A 17,037-nucleotide genomic window follows, 5' to 3' on the forward strand; every position below is an offset into this window, starting at 1 on the left:
ATTCCATCGCGGGACGCGCCCGCGCAGCAGCATTACGCCTCAAATGAACAAGTATGAACGGCAGAGCCGGATTCCTGCCGACCAAGAGACATTGCCCGACGACATTGCCGAAGAGCTGTCCCGCCTTCCGAGCGAGGTGATCGAACTCAGCGAAGCGCCGCCGCTGGCGCCGCCGGCACCGCTCAATCCGGACGAAGTCCGCACCATCGTCATCAGCCTGATGTTGACGATGTTCCTGGCCGCGCTCGACCAGACCATCGTCGCGACCGCGCTGCCGACGATCGGGCGCCAGTTTCACGACGTCACCAATCTGTCCTGGGTGATCACCGCCTATCTCTTGGCCTCGACGGCGGTCGCGCCGGTGTTCGGCACGCTGAGCGACATCTATGGCCGCCGCGTCATGATCATCACCTCGCTCAGCCTGTTCGTGGTCGGCTCGGTGCTGTGCGCGATCGCGCCCAGCATGACGATGCTGATCGTTGCCCGCGGCCTGCAGGGGCTCGGCGGCGGCGGCATCATGCCGGTGGTCCAGACCGTGATCTCCGACGTGGTGAGCCCGCGCGAGCGCGGCCGCTATCAGGCCTATTTCTCCAGCGTCTGGATGGCCGGCGGCATTCTCGGCCCAGTGGTCGGCGGCGTGTTCGCCGAGCATCTGCACTGGTCGATGATCTTCTGGATCAACCTGCCGCTCGCGGCGGCGGCGCTGGCGCTGCTGCTGCCGAAGATGGGCAAGATCCCAGTGTTCCACCGCAAGCGCAAGGTCGACTGGCTCGGCGGCATCCTGCTGATGGCCTCGGCCGTCGTGTTGATGCTGGTGCTGACCTGGGGCGGCACCCGTCTGTCCTGGCTGTCGCCGACCATCACCACGATGGTGGGCGCCTCGATCGCGCTCGCCGGCGCCTTCGTCTGGCACGCGCGCCGCGCCGACGAGCCGTTCCTGCCGCTGTCGCTGCTCGGCGGCTCGGTGGTGCCGTTCGCGATGGGGGCGGGCGGCTGTGCGCTCGGCGCCATGGTCGGCCTCACCGTGCATCTGCCGCTCTATTACGAGGTGGTCTATCATCTCACCGCCAGCGAGGCCGGCCTCGCGCTGATCCCGCTCGCGGCGATCTCGACCTTCGGTGCGGCGATCGCCGGCCGGACCATGGCGAAGGCCAAGCACTACAAGCGCGTCGCCATCGTCGGCACCTCGGTGGCCGCGATCTGTGCCGTCGGCATGGCGGTGACGACGCTGCCGCTGTGGGGATTATTGCTGTTGATGAGCGTGTTCGCGCTCGGCCTCGGCACCACATTCCCGATCAGCGTGGTGTCGTTGCAGAACGCGGTGGCGCGGCCGCAGGTCGGTACCGTGACCGGCGCGATGAACTTCTTCCGCGCGATGATGGCCTCCTTCACGGTCGCCGCCTTCACTACCATCCTGCTGATGACGCTGGGGACCGACATCTCGCTCGCCGGCGAGCATCATGCCGCCTCCGCCGGCACCGTCAGCGCGATCCCGATGGCCGACATGATCCATGCGTTCCGCTACGTGTTCGGCGCCGCCGCCGTGCTGCTGACCACCGCCTCGATCTGCATGATCACGATGGAAGAGCGCCCGCTCGCTGGTCCCGCCGCCCACCCGCCGGCGGAGATGGCGGAGTAGAGGCAGTCGCCTCATACACCGCTGTCGTCGCCGAGGCGGATGTTGTGAATCGGACTCGTCGTTCCAAATCGCGTAACAATGAGCATCCGTGGTTGTGGGTCCCCGCTTTCGCAGGGACGGCACTGAGCTTGTCGCACGGCCAGCGGGCAACAATCCGCGTTCTCGCGACATGAATTGCCCGAGCCGTGCTTTTCGTTCCGCTCTCTCCGCTTCGCTCGCCCCGCGTAATTTGCGCAGCGGGGAATGACGATCTGAGCGATCGGTGCACCACCACTTTATTCCCCCGCTGCCTCATGTTTGTTCATTTGGTGAGCGCCGACCCACTACTTTAGTCGCCGTCCTTGCATGGCGATCTGCGCGCAGTTTCACTTGCTGCGCATTTTGTCGCGGCTATAGTCGCGCCCCAAGAGCTCGAAGCAGCCGAAGAAAAAGAGGAGAGAAACAGGGTGACAAGAACATTGCGACTCCCCGTGCACGCGATGCAGAAACTTGCAGGAGCGGCCGTGTTGGGCCTGTTGGCTGCGGCGCCGAGCGGAGCGCTGGCTGCCGACACCCTCAAGATCGGCGTGATCGCCGAAGCGCAGGCGATTGCCGGTGCATCGATCCCGCAGGCGGCGCAGCTGGCCGCCGACGAGATCAATGCCAAGGGCGGCATCGACGGCCGCAAGATCGAGATCGTCAGCTACGACAACCACTCGTCCTCGGCGGATTCGGTGCGCGCGTTCCAGCGCGCGGTCAACGAAGACAAGGTCAACGTCGTCATTTCGAGCTACATCAGCGAAGTGGTGCTGGCGCTCGAGCCCTGGGCTTCGCGCCTGAAGACGCCGTTCGTCACGCCCGGCGCCGCCTCCAACGAGATCAGCAAGAGCGTCCACGCCGATTACGAGAAGAACAAGTACACCTTCCACGGCTACCTGACCTCGGCCGCGCTGGCGCTGTCGGTCTGCGACGCCGCCAAGGAGCTGCTGGTCGATCAGAAGCACATGAAGACCGCGGTCATCATGAGCGAGGATGCCGCGTGGACCAAGCCGCTCGATGTCGGCTACGAGGAGTGCCTGCCGAAGATCGGGCTCAAGGTCGTCGACCATATCCGTTTCTCGCCCGACACCACCGACTTCACGCCGATCTTCAACAAGGTCGAAGGCTCCAAGCCCGACGTGATCATCACCGGCATCTCGCATGTCGGCGTGCAGCCGACGGTGCAGTGGAAGAACCAGCAGGTGCCGATCCCGATGTTCGGCATTTCCTCGCAGGCGACCAACGAGACCTTCGGCAAGGACACCAACGATGCGGCGGAAGGCGTGCTGTATCAGGGCGTGTCCGGCCCGAACGTCGCGGTGACGCCGAAGTCGGTGCCGTTCGCGGAAGGCTTCAAGAAGCGCTACGGCAACTATCCGTCCTATGCGGGCTACACCGCCTATGACGAGGTCTACTACATCGCCGATGCGGTGAAGCGCGCCGGCTCGGTCGAGGCCGACAAGATGGTCGATGCGCTGAAGAAGACCGACTGGGAAGGCACCATCGGACGCGTCCAGTTCTACGGCAAGGACGATCCGTTCACCCATTCGATCAAATACGGCAAGGGCCTGATCACCGGACTGATGCTGCAGTGGCAGGGCGGCAAGCAGGTCGCGGTCTGGCCGAAGGAGGTCGCCAAAAGCGATCTCAAGTTCCCGAGCTTCATCAAGGTCACCACGAACTGACTGATGATCATGCTCCCGGGCCCCACCCGGGAGCATCCCTGTTCGGTTCTGTGTCCTCCACAACAGGCAGCCCTGCTGCCGCGGCCAATCTGAGATGCTTGCCTTACAAATCCTGATCGATGGCTTTGCCATCAGCGCGCTCTATGCGCTCGGCGCCACCGGTTTCACCCTGATCTTCGGTGTCTCCGGCGTCCTCAACCTCTCCCACGGTGCCATCATGGTGGCCGCCGCGGTCGCGGCCTGGGCCGCGGCCAGCGTGCTGCACCTCGACATCTACACCGGCGCGCTGTTCGGTGTCGGCGTCGCGCTGATCGTGTCGTTCGCGACCTATTTTGCGGTCGTCAAGCCGATCCAGAATTCAACGCGGATCCCCAACGAGGAGAAGGAAATCTTCGTCCTCACCGGCACCCTGCTGTGGGGCATCATGATCCAGGAGCTGATCGCCTATTTCTTCACCAACAACGCCAAGACGGTGCTGCCGATCGTCGAGGGTGTCGTCGATATCTTCGGCAACCGCACACCGCGCAACAATATCTTCACCGCGCTGGTCTGCTGCCTCGTGATCGGCCTGCTGTGGCTACTGGTGAACCGCACCAGGACCGGCAAGGCGGTACTGGCGGCTTCGATGAACCCGCGCGGCGTCACGCTGCTCGGGCTCGAGCTCACCCAGATCTACATCGTGGTGTGGGGCATCTACGGCATTCTCGCCGGCATCGCCGGCGTGCTGCTCGGCATGTTCCTCGGCGTCAGCTCCTACAGCGTCGGGCCGCTGACAGCGAGCGCGTTCTCGATCGTCGTGCTCGGCGGCCTCGGCAGCGTGTCGGGCTCGCTGATCGCAGCCTTCGTCGTCGGCTATCTCGAGACCATCACGGCCTACATGATCTCGCCGGCCTATCGCACCATTCCGGCGCTGCTGCTTCTGGTGTTCGTGATGTATATCCGGCCTCAGGGCCTGCTCGGGAGGCGCTGAGATGGCCAGCTTCTTTTCCTCGCGCTTGTTCTTCATTTCGCTGGTCTGCGTGGTGGTCGCCGCGACGCTGCCGTTCTACGTCTCGGGCTACATCCTCGGGCTGCTGACCGTCGCGTTCTATTTCGGCGTGTTCGCGATGGCCTGGGACCTCCTGTTCGGCTTCGCCGGCGAGGTCAATTTCGGGCCGACCTTCCTGATCGGCACCGGCGCCTACACCGCCGGGATCCTCAACAACCAGTTCGGCTGGTCGGTCTATCTCTGCATCCTGCTCGGCGCGCTGGCGTCGGTCGTCGCGGGCTTCGTGCTGGCGCTGCCGGCGCTGCGGGTGAGGGGGCCGTATTTCGGCCTGACCACGCTGGTGGCGGTCTTGATGCTGCAGAACTTCGTCGTGGTGTTCGCCGATCTCACCGGCGGCGAGATCGGGCTCACCATCCCCGACGTCATCACCATCAATGCCGGCGCCAATTACTGGATCGCGCTCGGCTTCATGACCGTGAGCGCGGCCATCCTCTACGGCCTGTCGCAATCGCCGGTCGGTCTCGTGCTGCAGGCGAGCGGGCAGGATCCGGTGCAGGCCGGTGCGCTCGGCTTCAACATCGTCAAGCACAAGCTCGCGGCCTTCATCGTCAGCGCCTTCTTCTCGGGACTGTCGGGCGCGCTGCTCGTGTTCTACTTCGGCACCGCCTCGGTCGGCACCGTGGTAGACGTTGCGGTCGGCGTGAACGTGATCGTCTCCGCAGTGCTCGGCGGCCGGCGCACCGTGCTCGGCGCCGCATTAGGCGCGATCTTCCTGATCGTCGCCGGCGAATTCCTGCGCCCGACCGGCGAGCTTGCGACCTTCATCGTCTCGGCGGTGGCGCTGCTCGTCGTCCTGTTCTTCCCCGGCGGTTTCCTCGGAGCGGCCCTGTCACGCGAGGCGCGCTCTTAAATGGATCAGACTGTGACCACAGCAACGCTCACCGTCCGTGGATTGACCAAAAGATTCGGCGGCCTGACCGCCGTGAAGAATCTCTCGTTCGACCTGCATCCCGGCGAGATTCTCGGCCTGATCGGGCCGAACGGGTCGGGCAAGTCGACCGCGATGAAGAGCGTGATGGGCATCGAGCGTCCGACCGCGGGCGAGGTGCTGTTCGAGGGCGAGAACGTCGCCGGGCTGCCTGCGCACAAGATCGCGCGCAAGGGTTTTGGCATGGTGTTCCAGCACTCGCGGCCCCTGAACCGGCAGACTGTGCTGGAGAACATCATGGTCGCGCTGTTGCCCGACAGCCTGTTCATGCTGTTTCCCGACAAGGCGCTGACTGAGCGCGCCAAGTGGATCGCCGAGCGCGTCGGGTTGGGGGCGGTGATGGACCGCCGCCCGCCGACGCTGCCGTTCGCCGACCTGCGCCGGCTGGAATTGGCCAAAGCGATCGCGCGCGACCCCAAGGTCGTGCTGGTCGACGAGCCCTTTGCTGGTCTCACCAGCGCCGAGGTCGGTACCTTCTCCGCATTGATCCGCAGCTTCCGCGACGAGGGCCGCGCGGTGATGCTGGTCGACCACAACGTCAAGAGCGTCGCGGCGCTGGTCGACCGCGTGCTCGCGATGTATCTCGGCGAGGAGATCACGACCGGCCGCGCCGAGGACGTGATGAAGAACGAGACCGTGCGGCGGGTCTATCTCGGCGGCGCGATCCAGACGCACGCGCGGCCCGAGACCTCGTTCAAGGACAAGGTGCCGCTGCTGCAGGTCGAGAATATCAGCGTGCATTACGGCAAGGCGCAGGCGCTGGAAAACGTCTCGATCCACGTCCATGAGGGCGAGTTCGTCTCCGTCGTCGGCCTCAACGGCGCCGGCAAGACCACGCTGTTCAACACCATCTCGGGTTTCCTGCCGTATACCGGCGAGATCCTGCGCGGCGGGCAGCCACTGCGCGGCACGGGACCTGCGAAGATCGCTCGCTCCGGCCTCGTGCAATGTCCGGAATCGCGCGAATTGTTCGGCGAGATGACGGTGCGGGAAAATCTCGACCTCGGCGGCCAACATCTCGACGACGCGGCGCGGGCCAAGCAACTCGCCTGGCTGTTCGAGCTGTTCCCGATCCTGAAGGAACGCCAGGGCCAGATGGCGCAGACGCTGTCCGGCGGCGAGCAGCAGATGCTGGCGATCGGCCGAGCGCTGATGATGCAGCCGCAGATCCTGATCCTGGACGAGCCGACGCTGGGGCTTGCGCCTGTCATCCTCGAGCTGCTGTCGAAGGCGCTGGAGAAGCTGCGCCAGACCACCAAGATCACGGTGCTGCTGGGCGAGCAGAACGTGACGTTTGCACTTCCGCATGCCGACCGCGTCTATGTGCTGGAGCACGCGCGGATCGTCTGGGAGGGCGATCCGGGCCGGTTCGCCGCGGAGGCCGGCAAGGACTTTCTCTGACGTTCGCAGTTTGAAAAGAAGAAAGCAAAACAAAGGAGATCATGATGACGGTATATTCAACCGCGACCCGCGTGAGCCTGTTGGCCTCGGTGCTCGCGCTCTGCCTCGCCGCGCCGGCCTATGCGCAGTCCAAGGACCCGATCAAGATCGGCATCATTGCCGAAGTACAGTCGATCGCGGGTGCGGCGACGCCGGGTGGCGCGCAGATCGCAGCCGACGAGATCAACGCCAAGGGCGGCGTGATGGGCCGCAAGATCGAGATCGTCACCTACGACAACAAGAGCTCGTCGGCGGACTCGGTGCGCGCCTTCCAGCGCGCGGTGAGCGAGGACAAGGTCTCCGCCGTGATCGCGAGCTACATCAGCGAGGTCGTGCTGGCGCTCGAGCCGTGGGCTGCGCGGTTGAAGATGCCGCTGATCACGCCCGGCGCCGCCTCGAACGAGATCACCAAAGCGATCCACAACGACTATGAGAAGAACAAGTACACCTTCCACGGCTACCTGACCTCGGCCGCGCAGGCGCAGCTGGTCTGCGACGCGGCCAAGGAGCTGTTGGTCGACCAGCTCAAGTTCAAGTCGGTCGCGATCATGAGCGAGGACGCGGCCTGGACCAAGCCGCTCGACGTCGGCTACGAGGCCTGCCTGCCGAAAGCGGGCCTGAAGGTGGTCGAGCACATTCGCTTCTCGCCCGACACCACCGACTTCACGCCGATCTTCAACAAGATGGAAGCCGCCAAGCCCGACGTGATCGTCACCGGCATCTCCCATGTCGGCGTGCAGCCGACCGTGCAGTGGAAGAACCAGCAGGTACCGATCCCGATGTTCGGCATCAGCGCGCAGGCGCTGAGCCCGACCTTCTGGGGCGACACCAACGGCGCCGCCGAGGGCGTGCCCTCGCTCGCGGTGGCGACGCCTGATGTTGCCGTCACGCCGAAGACCAAGCCGTTCGCGGCGGCGTTCAAGGCCAAGTTCGGCACGCCGCCGGCCTATACCGGCTACACCGCCTATGACGAGGTCTACATCATCGCCGAGGCGATTCAGCGCGCCGGCTCGACCGATCCGGACAAGATGGTGACCGAGCTCGAGAAGACCGACTTCGAGGGCACGATCGGCAAGATCCAGTTCTACGGCAAGAACGACGAGTTCACCCACGGCATCAAGTCCGGTCCGGGCGCCGTGACCGGCCTCGTGTTCCAGTGGCAGGGCGGCAAGCAGATCACGGTCTGGCCGAAGGCGATCGCCGAGGGCCAGATGAAGTTTCCGAACTTCGTGAAGCTGTCGCAGTAGCTGATGTACTCACCGTCATTGCGAGGAGCGTAGCGACGAAGCAATCCATCTATCCCGGCGTGGAGGGGTGGATTGCTTCGCGGAGCCTGTCATCCGGCGGCGCTTCGCGCCGACCGGGTGGCTCGCAATGACGATCGGCGAATGTGAGTCCCAAACTACTTGCGCGTCGGCGGCGCCGTCTGGATCGTCGGCGCGGCCGCCGCGAGCAGCGCGGCGCGGTCGCCGTTGCGTGGCGGATAGATGCGCTGCTGGTTGATGGTCTGCTTGGTGAGCTTGGCGGCGGCGCCTGTGGTGTGCACCTCGCGATCCCAGCCGGTGGTGTAGAGCGCACCCCAGGCGCCGAGATCGAGCACCGTCACATACCAGTCGATATTGAGCTGCAGCAGCTTCTCGCCAAACAGGTCCGCGACCACATTGTGGCCGGCGAAGCGGCCCATCGGCCGCGCGAACTGGCAGGACATCACCGTCGGGTGCTCGCCGTCGATCAGGCAGGCGGCGACGTCGCCGGCGGCGAAGACGTCCGCAAGGCCTTCGACGCGCATGGTGTGGTCGACTTTGATGCGGCCGAGCGCGTCGCGCCTGGCCGGCAGCGAGGCGGCGAGGGGGCTGGCGCGCATGCCGGCGCACCACACCACGGTTTTGGTCGGAATGATCTCGCCGCTATCGAGCGTGATGCTGTCGGCGCCGACGGCACTGACCCGGACGTTCAGCCGCGTCTCGACGCCGAGCGTGGCCAGCGCCTCGTTGATGACCGGGCGGCCATGCGCGCCGAAGGTCGCGCCGACGACGGGATTGGGATCGATCAGGATGACCCGATGATCGCCGGTGATGCCGGCGTGCGCCAGCTTGGCCGGCATCTCGGTCGCGACCTCGATCCCGGTGAACCCTGCGCCGACGACCGCGATGCTCGCGCGTGCCTCTGACGGCGGCTCGTTGCCGAGCGCCGCCAGATGCGCGTCGAGCCGCATCGCTGCCTCATACGTGTCGACATCGAAGCCGTGGGCGGCAAGGCCCGAAATGGCGGGGCGGACCAGCTCACTGCCGGTGGTTAGCACCAGCCGGTCGTAGCTCAGAACCTCCGCGCCCGCGCTGGTCTTGATCGTGACCGCGCGCGTCGCCGGATCGATCGCCGCGACCTCGGCCACCATGTGGCCGACGCCAACCGGATCGAGCAGGTCCTTGAGCGGCAGCGCGACATCGCCGAGATCGACCTCGTAATTGCGCACCCGGATGTTGTGATAGGCGTTGCGATCGACGACGAGAATTTCGGTGTCTGCTGCCCGCGCACCGATCTCGTCGCGCTTGCGGGCTGCGCCGAGCGCGGCCCATAGCCCGGAAAAGCCGGCCCCCAGCACCAGGATGCGCGCCATCTCTCCCTCCGAAGTTGCACCGGAGGGAGCTTGCCTGCGCTGGCGCGGTCAAATCAAGTGCAGAGCGGCGTGTGAGGTGCCGTCACGTCCCCGGCCGCGACACCTCGGTCTCCTTGCTGGTGATGAATTCCAGCAGCACCGGCACGCCTTCCTTGGTCTTCTGGATGCCGCGCTTGATCGCGGGGATGATGTCCTCGGGCTTGGTCACCCGTTCGCCGTAGCCGCCGAAGGCGCGGGCCATCGCGGCGTAATCGCCGGAGATGTCGGTCGAGCGGTATTTCTCTGTCGAGATCGGCATCACCTTCAATTCGATCGCCATCGAGAAATTGTTGAGCAGGATCGACATGATCGGAATCCGCTCGCGCACCGCGGTCTCGAAGTCCATCCCCGTGAAGCCGATCGCGGCGTCGCCCCAGACATTGATGCAGAGCTTGTCCGGCTTGGCGAGCTTGGCGCCCATCGCGAGACCAAGGCCGTAGCCGAGCTGCGTGGTCTTGCCCCAGCCGATATAGGACAGCGGCTCGACGGACTTCCAGAACGGCGAAAGCTGGTCGCGCGGGCTGCCGGCGTCGTGGGTGATGATGGTGTTGTGGATGTCGACGGTGTGCTGCAGGTCCCACAGCACGCGGTAGGGATTGAGCGGCGCGTCGTTGTGCGTCAGCTTCGGCATCCACTTGGCGAGCCACTCCTTGTGGGAAGCGGCAATCTCCTCGGCGACCGCACTTGCGTTGCGGTCCGAGGTCACGGTCTTGCCGATCTCCTCCAGCAGCGCGTCGAGCACCAGGCCGGCGTCGCCGACCAAACCGACCTTGGCCTCGACATCCTTGTTGATGTGGTTCGGATCGAGCGTCGAATGGATGATGGTCTTGCCATTCGGCATCGCGATGCCGAATGACGTCTCGGTGAAGGAGCAGCCGATGCCGAAGATCACGTCGGCTTCGGAAAGAAATTTCGGCACCGCGCGCGGCACCGCGAGGCCGCCGGAGCCGAGCGAGAGCGGGTGCGTCTCGGGGAAGGACGACTTGCCGCCGAGGCTGGTGGTGACCGGGATCGCGAGCCGTTCGGCGAGGCGCTTCAGCTGCGGCCAGGCCTTTGCATAGTGCACGCCCTGGCCGGCATAGATCACCGGACGCTTGGCGCCAACGAGCAGGGCGGCCGCTTCCTTCACATGGACAGGGTCGGCGCCGTAGCGGGTGCGCAGCACCGGGGTGTAGTTCAAGGGCTCCGGCACCTCCTCGTTCCACATGTCGGCGGGGATTTCGACGATGACCGGCCCGCCGCGGCCGTTCTTCAATTTTGTAAACGCCCGCCGAAAGATGTTGCAGACCTCGGCTGCGATGTTGATCGGCTCCGACGATTTTGAAAACGCCTTCATCGCCTGGCTGGAATTGAAGTTCGGGTCGATATTCGCCAGCCGACGCGCATAGCCCATCGGCAGCACCAGGACGGGCACGGATTCGCCGTAGCACTGCGCGACGCCGCCCATCGCGTTCTCCGCGCCGGGGCCGTGCTGCATGCAGAAGGCGCCGATCTTCTCGCCCGAGGTGACGCGGGAGATCGCGTCTGCCATGTGCACGCCGATGCGCTCCTGGCGCACCATCACCGGGCGGATGTCGGCATTGGCGGCGTATTCGATCAGGTGGTTGACCGGGTAGCCCGTGAGGATCTCGATCCCCTCGCGCTTCATGATTTCCGCGATCGCGGTGCCGAGCTTCATGACGGTCACTCCCTTTGCATGCGGCCGGTTCGTTCCGGCCTCGTTGTCGCCTGTCCGATAAAGGAACAGGATTCCGCGGCACCGGTAAAGCGCGGCCGGGGCCGGATCAGGTAGTTCTGATATGCGTTTACGACTGGAGTTGTTTCCGGTCAGACAGGATCAGAACGGAGCTCTAGATACTTGTTTTGACGCGTTTTCTTTGCGCGAGCCGGTGTCCACTTCGCTGGAAAGCGCTCCGGCCGCGGCCAAGTGCCTCGCCCGGCGGCAACCCGATGCAGGCAGAACTAGCACGGAAATTCGCTGCAACTTTTAAGCGACCGTTCATCCTTTCCCTCAATGGGCCGTCAACCAATGTGGCCTAGTTTGGCCGGCATATTACTACGGCGCGGGAGAAAAAGCCGCGAGCGTCGGACAGGAGCTTTTCATGCGCGCGTTGATGGCAAGGTTTCTGCGTGATGAGGTCGGGGCGACGGCCATTGAATACGCCATCATCGCCGGAGGCATCAGCATCGTGATCGTCGCCGGCGTCAGGGGCATCGGCACCAGCGTGAGCGGCCAATTCAATGCCGTCAGCTCGGCATTCAAGTAAGCCCTGCCGGCAGCTCGGCATTTTCCGGATTCAGTCGTCCCCGTTCAACGCGCGCAGCATCGCGATGCGCGCGAACATCAACCAGCCGGCGCCTTGTTCCGCCGCATTGATCAGATGCTCGACCGCGATCTGCCAGCGCGTTTCCTGCTGGGTGTCTTCCGATAGCTTCATGATGTAGTCGGCGGCGTGCTGCAGCGTCACCAGTGTGCCGCCGCGATGCAGCGCGATCGGTTCGTCAAACGGCGTCGACCAGGGCATCTCGACCGGAACATCTCAGGCGCTGTGGACCGGGCTCATCTTGCGGTCGCTGCGCTAGCCTGCCTTCTTGCGCGCCGCGGTGCCCTGGGCGCGCGTTGTCTTCTCGGCCTTCTTCGGCTCGGGTTTGGCGGCCTCCTTGGGCTCGCGCTTGCCGCTGCCCGAGATCGGCAGCAGCATTTCGCGCTGGCCCTCGATGCGCTTCTTCGGCTTCTTGCCCTTCGCGGCCTTTGCCTCGGCCTTGGCGGGCGCGGCCTGCTTCTCGTTGGCAAGGCTCTTCTTCAGCGCGTCCATCAGGTTGATGACGTTGCCGCTGGTCTTCGCCGCGGGCTTGGCGACCTTGATGCCGTTGCGCTTCTGGTTGATCAGGTCGATCAGCGCCTGCTCGTAGCGGTCCTCGAACTCCTCCGGATCGAAGTCGGCGGACTTCTGCTCGACGATGTGCCTGGCGAGATCGAGCATGTCCTTGGTGATCTTCACATCCTGGATGTCGTCGAAATACTCCTTCTCGCTGCGCACTTCATACGGGTAGCGCAACAGTGTGCCCATCAGCCCGTTGTCGAGCGGCTCGAGCGCGATGATGTGCTCGCGATTGGTCAACACCACGCGGCCGATCGCGACCTTGTTCAGGCTGCGGATGGTCTCGCGGATCACCGCAAAGGCGTCGTGGCCGACCTTGCCGTCGGGAACGAGGTAGTAGGGACGGATCAGATAGCGGCTGTCGATCTCGCTGCGCGGCACGAATTCGTCGATCTCGATGGTGCGGGTCGAATCCAGCGCGATGTCGTCGAGCTCTTCCTTGGTGACCTCGATATAGGTGTCGGTGTCGACCTTGTAGCCCTTCATGATGTCTTCGGTGGAGACTTCCTCGCCGGTCTCGGCGTCGACCTTAGCGTATTTGATCCGGTGGCCGGTCTTGCGGTTGATCTGGTTGAAGGAGACCTTTTCGGTATCCGATGTCGCCGGGTACAGGGCAACCGGGCAAGTCACGAGCGAAAGGCGCAAAAAGCCCTTCCAATTGGCGCGAGGGGCCATGGGGAAACTCCGATTACGCAACCGACGGAACGGTCAAGGATAACACCGGGAACCCCAGTTTGAAACAACACGGCCCGGTGAATCTCGCAACGGCGTTAACCGTGTCCTCGCGCTGCGCCCGTTTGACGCGGCGGGCGGGACTGCCGTCGGCCCAGCCGTCAACGCTCTCGGAACATCGCTCCCGATCACGCGTTGGCTGTCGAAGGGGCGCGGCAAACGCCGGAATTACAGGCACTTAAGCAAAGAGGTTGCCATGGCAACGGAACGACACGGTCAAATCGTCGAAACCCCGACCGAGGCACGGCAGGCCGAGCCTGGACCTTCGGTTCTCGCGCTGCTCACGGCCTCGACAGGGCTGGCCGTCCTGATCCTCGGCATTGTCTGGTTCGCCTTTTTCCGCGTGTGAGGCGATTATCATTGGTTGACCGCGTGCGAGGACTTGATTGTTAAACTGAGAGGCAGGGCGAAGCGGGCAGATTGCTCCCGGGAAGAATCCGTTCGGTCGCGCCGGCCTCCGGCGCGCGGCTATCCTGCATGCCGGCCACATCGCCTGGTCAAGCTGCACGACCGTCTTGATCGACGTATGTGACGCCGATCGGGCGAGGATCCGAAGGGAAATTCCGGCGCGCGGGCCGCCGCGATCGCCGACGTAAAATTCCTGATCGTGTCGAACGGAATTTCCACTGCGCGATGGCGTGCGGCCTGGCGGCGTTTTGCAGCGCTGATCTGTGCTGCGCGATGCGAATGGCTGCTGCGACGCGTCACGAGATCATCGAAATTGACTGCTAGCTGATCTGAATCAGTTACGCCTTGAGCCTGAGATGTTCTATTCGCAAGAAGAAAAAAACTCGTTGCTGGCGCGCTTCAAGGAGAAAAGCGTTTCAGGTGTCTTCGTCGGACTGACGGTGCTGGCGATGGCGGGGTGGATTTATCTTCTCAGCTCGATGTTCCTGAAATTCATGCTCTGGTGGTTCTCCTGAGACGTTCTCTCGCGAGAACAATTATTGTCGACGCCTGATCATTGATGCGTCGTTCGATTGCACAAAAATTCCAGCGGCTGAACAATCTTTCGGCGCGTCCAATCATGATGTCGTCACAACTTCGAATGTTAATAACATCGGGGCGAACGTGGACGGTTGTGATGGTTTCTCCTGCTCTGATTCTCGCGGCGGTGTTCGTCGCAGGCTTCTTCTCCGGTTTCGCCGCGCGCTCGTGGCGGTCGCACAAGCGCCGCGCGCAATATCGGATCTATGCACCGTATGTGGCGCCATCAGCCGCGAAATCGTCGAGGCGGGAACAGCCGGTCAGTGCGTTCGGCCACATGCGTCGCGCGTTCTAGCGGAGTAGTTCGATCGAGGTAGCGCGACGGTGTGCGGTGAGTTGGGGTTGGCTGGCAACATGCAATCGGTCATCATGTCGGCGTCCGTCGCGGCAGGTGGGTTGGTTGCATGCCAGCGTGCCCCTGATCTCGTCGCCAGCCCCGCGGATCGCAAGGGAACTTTCACGTCATGAGTGATCTCAGGGGGCATTCGCCAAGGCGGTATGTCGTCGATGTCAGTGGCAAGCGTGTGCTGGTCGGGCTGACGCTTGAGGAGACGTCGGAGTTCGAGGACCTGGACTCCTCGCTGCCGGGACTGGCGGACGGGCACGATAACGGGACGGGCCTGGTGCCGTCAGCCGGTGAGGGACGGTGGCTCGAGCTCTATGACAAGCACGACAAGGCCTGGATCAAGTGGAAAGCCGACCTGAGGGCCGGGCACGAGGGCAATTCACCCTTTTTTAACTAAGACCGGGCGATTTTGACCTGTGCTGCCTCAATGGGCCCGAACCGGATACTGACAGATGTTTCAGCTGTTTTTGCGGTCTCGCGCGCAGGACCTGATCAAATCGCGGCGCGGCGAGGAAGGTTTCAAGGCACGCTCGGCCGAGCGCGATGCCGAGACCGATCGCGCCCGGATCGGATCGATCATGGCCGCGATCGAGGCCGCGTTGCAGGCGGCCGAAAGCGAGCAATCCGGTCTTGGCCGCCGCGTCGATGATGTTCTGGCCCGTGCCGCGGTGACTCTCGGCAACGGCACTGACGAATATCTGGAACGCGAGGCGCTTGACAACTATCATCAAGACCTGTTTGACGCCGAGATCTCCAACGGCCAGCGCCGGCTGAAGGAATTGGCGACCGAGATTGCGCACTTCAAGTTCATGAAGGCCGCGGTCCTGAGCCGCTTTCCAGACTACAAGCCTCCGGCCGCCAGCAACTGACGCCTGGCGGCGCGCAACGCGAAGACGGCTGCGGCTGCCGCGTGTAACGGCTTATTCGAATGGTCCGGCGCAAGGCGAAAGGCACGGGCAAGACGTGGTGATCGCAGGCAATCTACTCGTCACGGGCTGCGCCGGCTTCATCGGCTTCCATCTGGCGGAGCATCTGCTGCGGGCAGGGCAGCCGGTCATCGGCCTCGACAATCTGAACGACTATTACGACCCGGCGCTCAAGCGCGCGCGCCTCGATCTGCTCAAGCAGCACCGTGGCTTCACCTTCGTGGAGCTCGACCTCGCCGACCGAGCCGGCATGAAGGCGCTGTTCGAGCGTTATCGCTTCGAGGTCGTGGTGCATCTCGCCGCGCAGGCCGGCGTGCGCTATTCCCTGCAGAACCCGCACGCCTATGCGGATTCCAATCTGGAGGGTTTCCTCAACGTCCTCGAGGGCTGCCGGCACACTGCGTGCAGGCACCTGTTGTTTGCGTCCTCATCGTCGGTCTATGGCGCCAACACCAAATTGCCGTTTTTGGTCCACGACAATGTCGACCATCCGGTCAGCCTGTACGCCGCGACCAAGAAGGCCAACGAGCTGATCGCCCATTCCTATAGCCATCTGTATCGCGTGCCGGCAACCGGGCTGCGGTTTTTCACCGTGTATGGGACGTGGTATCGGCCGGACATGGCGCTCTATGCGTTCGCCGACGCGATCACCAGGGGCAAGCCGATCCAGCTGTTCAACAACGGCAACATGCGGCGCGACTTCACCTATGTCGACGACGTGGTTGAGGCGATGGTGCGGTTGATCGGCCGCGCGCCGGAAGGCGACGTCAACTGGTCGGGAGCGCATCCCGATCCGGGCTCGAGCCGGGCGCCGTGGCGGGTCTACAATATCGGCAACAGCAGGCCGGAAGAACTGATGCATGTGGTGGCGCTGCTCGAGCAGGGCTTGGGGCGGCAGGCCGAAAAGCAGTTGATGCCGATGCAACCGGGAGATGTACTGGAGACGTCCGCCGACGTCTCCGACCTGGAGCGTGAAATCGGCTTCCGCCCGCAGACGCGGATCGAGGATGGCATTGCCAGGTTTGTCGCCTGGTATCGGGCCTATCACGACGTCGATCGGACCTAGGCGCCGCGAGAAGCGTCGTCGTGTTCCAGCTCGCGGTCAAAGCTTGATCTTCGCGCAAACGCGATCCGCGTTTTGTTGCGACGGAAGACCGCTTCGCACTTCTCCGGATCATGCTTTAGTGCGCTCATTGCGAGTCGGGGCTCGAGAAAAAAAACTGATTCAGTTTGGAACGGAGTGTGGCAATGCGAGTTATCTCGGGTTTTGCGATCGCCTCAGCCGTGATCATGATCTCCAGCGCAATGGTTCCCGCGCATGCGATCGACGTGCAGGTGGCGCGCGCCTGCGATGCCTTGGTCGCGAAGGCATTTCCGCCGCTACAGCCCGGCAATCCCGCTTCCGGGAGCGCGCGGGGAGGCGCCAAAGCCCAGCGGGACTATTTCAACAAGTGCGTCGCCAATGGTGGCAAGATGGACGACGATACGCCTCCTAAATCGAAATAGCGCGCGATCGCGACGCGGGGCGAATTAGCGATGCTTATGGCGAATCTTCGCTGTCGCTGCTGTTCGTGGGGACTGTGCAAGCGTGCGAATGCAGCGACAGGCGCGCGAAACGCGTTCACTCCCACTGTTCAAGCCGGACGCTTCGGTCCCGCTCATTTTAATTAGAATAGCGTTAGCGCGGTTGGGTCCGGCGGAGGCGAAATCGCGTTTGGTCCGATGTTCAGCGTTGAATTCATTTCGCTGG

18 protein-coding genes are annotated in these 17,037 nt (G+C 63.8%); 14 read left to right on the forward strand and 4 right to left on the reverse strand.

From position 1 onward, the window contains the following. Positions 1–43 precede the first annotated feature (43 nt). The 6 genes from ACVMIH_RS00405 to ACVMIH_RS00430 all read left to right on the forward strand — a co-directional run bounded on the left by ACVMIH_RS00405 (position 44) and on the right by ACVMIH_RS00430 (position 8,005). Complete coding sequence (locus ACVMIH_RS00405) at positions 44–1,639, forward strand: MDR family MFS transporter (RefSeq protein ID WP_456860325.1); 1,596 nt, start codon at positions 44–46, stop codon at positions 1,637–1,639. Between the two features lie 479 nt (positions 1,640–2,118). Continuing rightward, a complete protein-coding gene (locus tag ACVMIH_RS00410) occupies positions 2,119–3,342 on the forward strand; it encodes an ABC transporter substrate-binding protein (protein ID WP_456860327.1) in 1,224 nt (407 codons plus the stop codon). Between the two features lie 94 nt (positions 3,343–3,436). Beyond that, complete coding sequence (locus ACVMIH_RS00415) at positions 3,437–4,312, forward strand: branched-chain amino acid ABC transporter permease (RefSeq protein ID WP_050424320.1); 876 nt, start codon at positions 3,437–3,439, stop codon at positions 4,310–4,312. Between the two features lies 1 nt (position 4,313). Continuing rightward, on the forward strand, positions 4,314–5,240 hold the full coding sequence (locus ACVMIH_RS00420; RefSeq protein WP_057020202.1) for a branched-chain amino acid ABC transporter permease: 927 nt from the start codon (positions 4,314–4,316) through the stop codon (positions 5,238–5,240). Next, positions 5,241–6,719, forward strand: a complete 1,479-nt coding sequence (locus ACVMIH_RS00425) for an ATP-binding cassette domain-containing protein (RefSeq protein ID WP_141342550.1) — start codon at positions 5,241–5,243, stop codon at positions 6,717–6,719. A gap of 41 nt (positions 6,720–6,760) precedes the next feature. Then, the gene (locus tag ACVMIH_RS00430) at positions 6,761–8,005 is read left to right on the forward strand and encodes an ABC transporter substrate-binding protein (protein WP_456860329.1); all 1,245 of its coding nucleotides are present in this window, start codon (positions 6,761–6,763) and stop codon (positions 8,003–8,005) included. Between the two features lie 155 nt (positions 8,006–8,160). Here the strand turns inward: ACVMIH_RS00430 and ACVMIH_RS00435 are convergent, their stop codons facing one another. After that, the gene (locus tag ACVMIH_RS00435; RefSeq protein WP_456860331.1) at positions 8,161–9,375 is read right to left on the reverse strand and encodes an NAD(P)/FAD-dependent oxidoreductase; all 1,215 of its coding nucleotides are present in this window, start codon (positions 9,373–9,375) and stop codon (positions 8,161–8,163) included. An 82-nt stretch (positions 9,376–9,457) separates the two neighbouring features. Then, positions 9,458–11,092, reverse strand: coding sequence for a thiamine pyrophosphate-requiring protein (locus ACVMIH_RS00440; RefSeq protein ID WP_057020205.1), 1,635 nt, complete (start codon positions 11,090–11,092; stop codon positions 9,458–9,460). Positions 11,093–11,516: 424 nt separating this feature from the next. On the opposite strand from ACVMIH_RS00440, the gene ACVMIH_RS00445 reads away from it, so the two are divergent. Continuing rightward, complete coding sequence (locus tag ACVMIH_RS00445; RefSeq protein WP_016841801.1) at positions 11,517–11,681, forward strand: Flp family type IVb pilin; 165 nt, start codon at positions 11,517–11,519, stop codon at positions 11,679–11,681. 30 nt (positions 11,682–11,711) lie between these two features. On the opposite strand, the gene ACVMIH_RS00450 is transcribed toward ACVMIH_RS00445, so the two are convergent. Further along, positions 11,712–11,939, reverse strand: a complete 228-nt coding sequence (locus tag ACVMIH_RS00450) for a hypothetical protein (protein ID WP_016841800.1) — start codon at positions 11,937–11,939, stop codon at positions 11,712–11,714. A gap of 54 nt (positions 11,940–11,993) precedes the next feature. Next, positions 11,994–12,971 carry a non-homologous end joining protein Ku gene (ku, locus tag ACVMIH_RS00455; protein ID WP_057020206.1) on the reverse strand — a complete coding sequence of 326 codons (978 nt, stop codon included), beginning with the start codon at positions 12,969–12,971 and terminating at the stop codon, positions 11,994–11,996. Between the two features lie 253 nt (positions 12,972–13,224). Between ku and ACVMIH_RS00460 the strand changes: the two genes are divergently transcribed. The 7 genes from ACVMIH_RS00460 (at position 13,225) to ACVMIH_RS00490 (ending at position 16,793) form a co-directional block, all read left to right on the forward strand. Further along, positions 13,225–13,377 (forward strand): hypothetical protein, encoded by a 153-nt coding sequence (locus ACVMIH_RS00460; RefSeq protein WP_016841798.1) that lies wholly within the window; start codon positions 13,225–13,227, stop codon positions 13,375–13,377. Positions 13,378–13,792: 415 nt separating this feature from the next. After that, positions 13,793–13,951, forward strand: a complete 159-nt coding sequence (locus ACVMIH_RS00465) for a hypothetical protein (RefSeq protein ID WP_168856472.1) — start codon at positions 13,793–13,795, stop codon at positions 13,949–13,951. Positions 13,952–13,995: 44 nt separating this feature from the next. Beyond that, positions 13,996–14,310, forward strand: coding sequence for a hypothetical protein (locus ACVMIH_RS00470; protein ID WP_141342555.1), 315 nt, complete (start codon positions 13,996–13,998; stop codon positions 14,308–14,310). Between the two features lie 169 nt (positions 14,311–14,479). Next, positions 14,480–14,758: a hypothetical protein gene (locus tag ACVMIH_RS00475; protein ID WP_057020207.1), complete on the forward strand. Its 279-nt coding sequence runs from the start codon at positions 14,480–14,482 to the stop codon at positions 14,756–14,758. A gap of 55 nt (positions 14,759–14,813) precedes the next feature. Then, complete coding sequence (locus ACVMIH_RS00480) at positions 14,814–15,230, forward strand: hypothetical protein (protein ID WP_057020208.1); 417 nt, start codon at positions 14,814–14,816, stop codon at positions 15,228–15,230. Positions 15,231–15,324: 94 nt separating this feature from the next. After that, positions 15,325–16,353 carry an NAD-dependent epimerase gene (locus ACVMIH_RS00485; RefSeq protein WP_456860333.1) on the forward strand — a complete coding sequence of 343 codons (1,029 nt, stop codon included), beginning with the start codon at positions 15,325–15,327 and terminating at the stop codon, positions 16,351–16,353. A 182-nt stretch (positions 16,354–16,535) separates the two neighbouring features. After that, positions 16,536–16,793 carry a hypothetical protein gene (locus ACVMIH_RS00490; RefSeq protein ID WP_225641843.1) on the forward strand — a complete coding sequence of 86 codons (258 nt, stop codon included), beginning with the start codon at positions 16,536–16,538 and terminating at the stop codon, positions 16,791–16,793. The last annotated feature ends 244 nt before the right edge of the window (positions 16,794–17,037 follow it).

Source organism: Bradyrhizobium sp. USDA 4503 (assembly GCF_054055815.1).

Bases quoted from the DNA above. Each gene is read 5' to 3' on its own strand.
- ACVMIH_RS00450 (WP_016841800.1), bottom strand. From the start codon at position 11,939: ATGCCCTGGTCGACGCCGTTTGACGAACCGATCGCGCTGCATCGCGGC.
- ACVMIH_RS00430 (WP_456860329.1), top strand. From the start codon at position 6,761: ATGATGACGGTATATTCAACCGCGACCCGCGTGAGCCTGTTGGCCTCG.
- ACVMIH_RS00470 (WP_141342555.1), top strand. From the start codon at position 13,996: ATGCGTCGTTCGATTGCACAAAAATTCCAGCGGCTGAACAATCTTTCG.
- ACVMIH_RS00420 (WP_057020202.1), top strand. From the start codon at position 4,314: ATGGCCAGCTTCTTTTCCTCGCGCTTGTTCTTCATTTCGCTGGTCTGC.
- ACVMIH_RS00460 (WP_016841798.1), top strand. From the start codon at position 13,225: ATGGCAACGGAACGACACGGTCAAATCGTCGAAACCCCGACCGAGGCA.
- ACVMIH_RS00410 (WP_456860327.1), top strand. From the start codon at position 2,119: ATGCAGAAACTTGCAGGAGCGGCCGTGTTGGGCCTGTTGGCTGCGGCG.
- ACVMIH_RS00465 (WP_168856472.1), top strand. From the start codon at position 13,793: ATGTTCTATTCGCAAGAAGAAAAAAACTCGTTGCTGGCGCGCTTCAAG.
- ACVMIH_RS00480 (WP_057020208.1), top strand. From the start codon at position 14,814: ATGTTTCAGCTGTTTTTGCGGTCTCGCGCGCAGGACCTGATCAAATCG.
- ACVMIH_RS00425 (WP_141342550.1), top strand. From the start codon at position 5,241: ATGGATCAGACTGTGACCACAGCAACGCTCACCGTCCGTGGATTGACC.
- ACVMIH_RS00490 (WP_225641843.1), top strand. From the start codon at position 16,536: ATGCGAGTTATCTCGGGTTTTGCGATCGCCTCAGCCGTGATCATGATC.
- ku (WP_057020206.1), bottom strand. From the start codon at position 12,971: ATGGCCCCTCGCGCCAATTGGAAGGGCTTTTTGCGCCTTTCGCTCGTG.
- ACVMIH_RS00440 (WP_057020205.1), bottom strand. From the start codon at position 11,092: ATGAAGCTCGGCACCGCGATCGCGGAAATCATGAAGCGCGAGGGGATC.
- ACVMIH_RS00415 (WP_050424320.1), top strand. From the start codon at position 3,437: ATGCTTGCCTTACAAATCCTGATCGATGGCTTTGCCATCAGCGCGCTC.
- ACVMIH_RS00445 (WP_016841801.1), top strand. From the start codon at position 11,517: ATGCGCGCGTTGATGGCAAGGTTTCTGCGTGATGAGGTCGGGGCGACG.
- ACVMIH_RS00475 (WP_057020207.1), top strand. From the start codon at position 14,480: ATGAGTGATCTCAGGGGGCATTCGCCAAGGCGGTATGTCGTCGATGTC.
- ACVMIH_RS00405 (WP_456860325.1), top strand. From the start codon at position 44: ATGAACAAGTATGAACGGCAGAGCCGGATTCCTGCCGACCAAGAGACA.
- ACVMIH_RS00435 (WP_456860331.1), bottom strand. From the start codon at position 9,375: ATGGCGCGCATCCTGGTGCTGGGGGCCGGCTTTTCCGGGCTATGGGCC.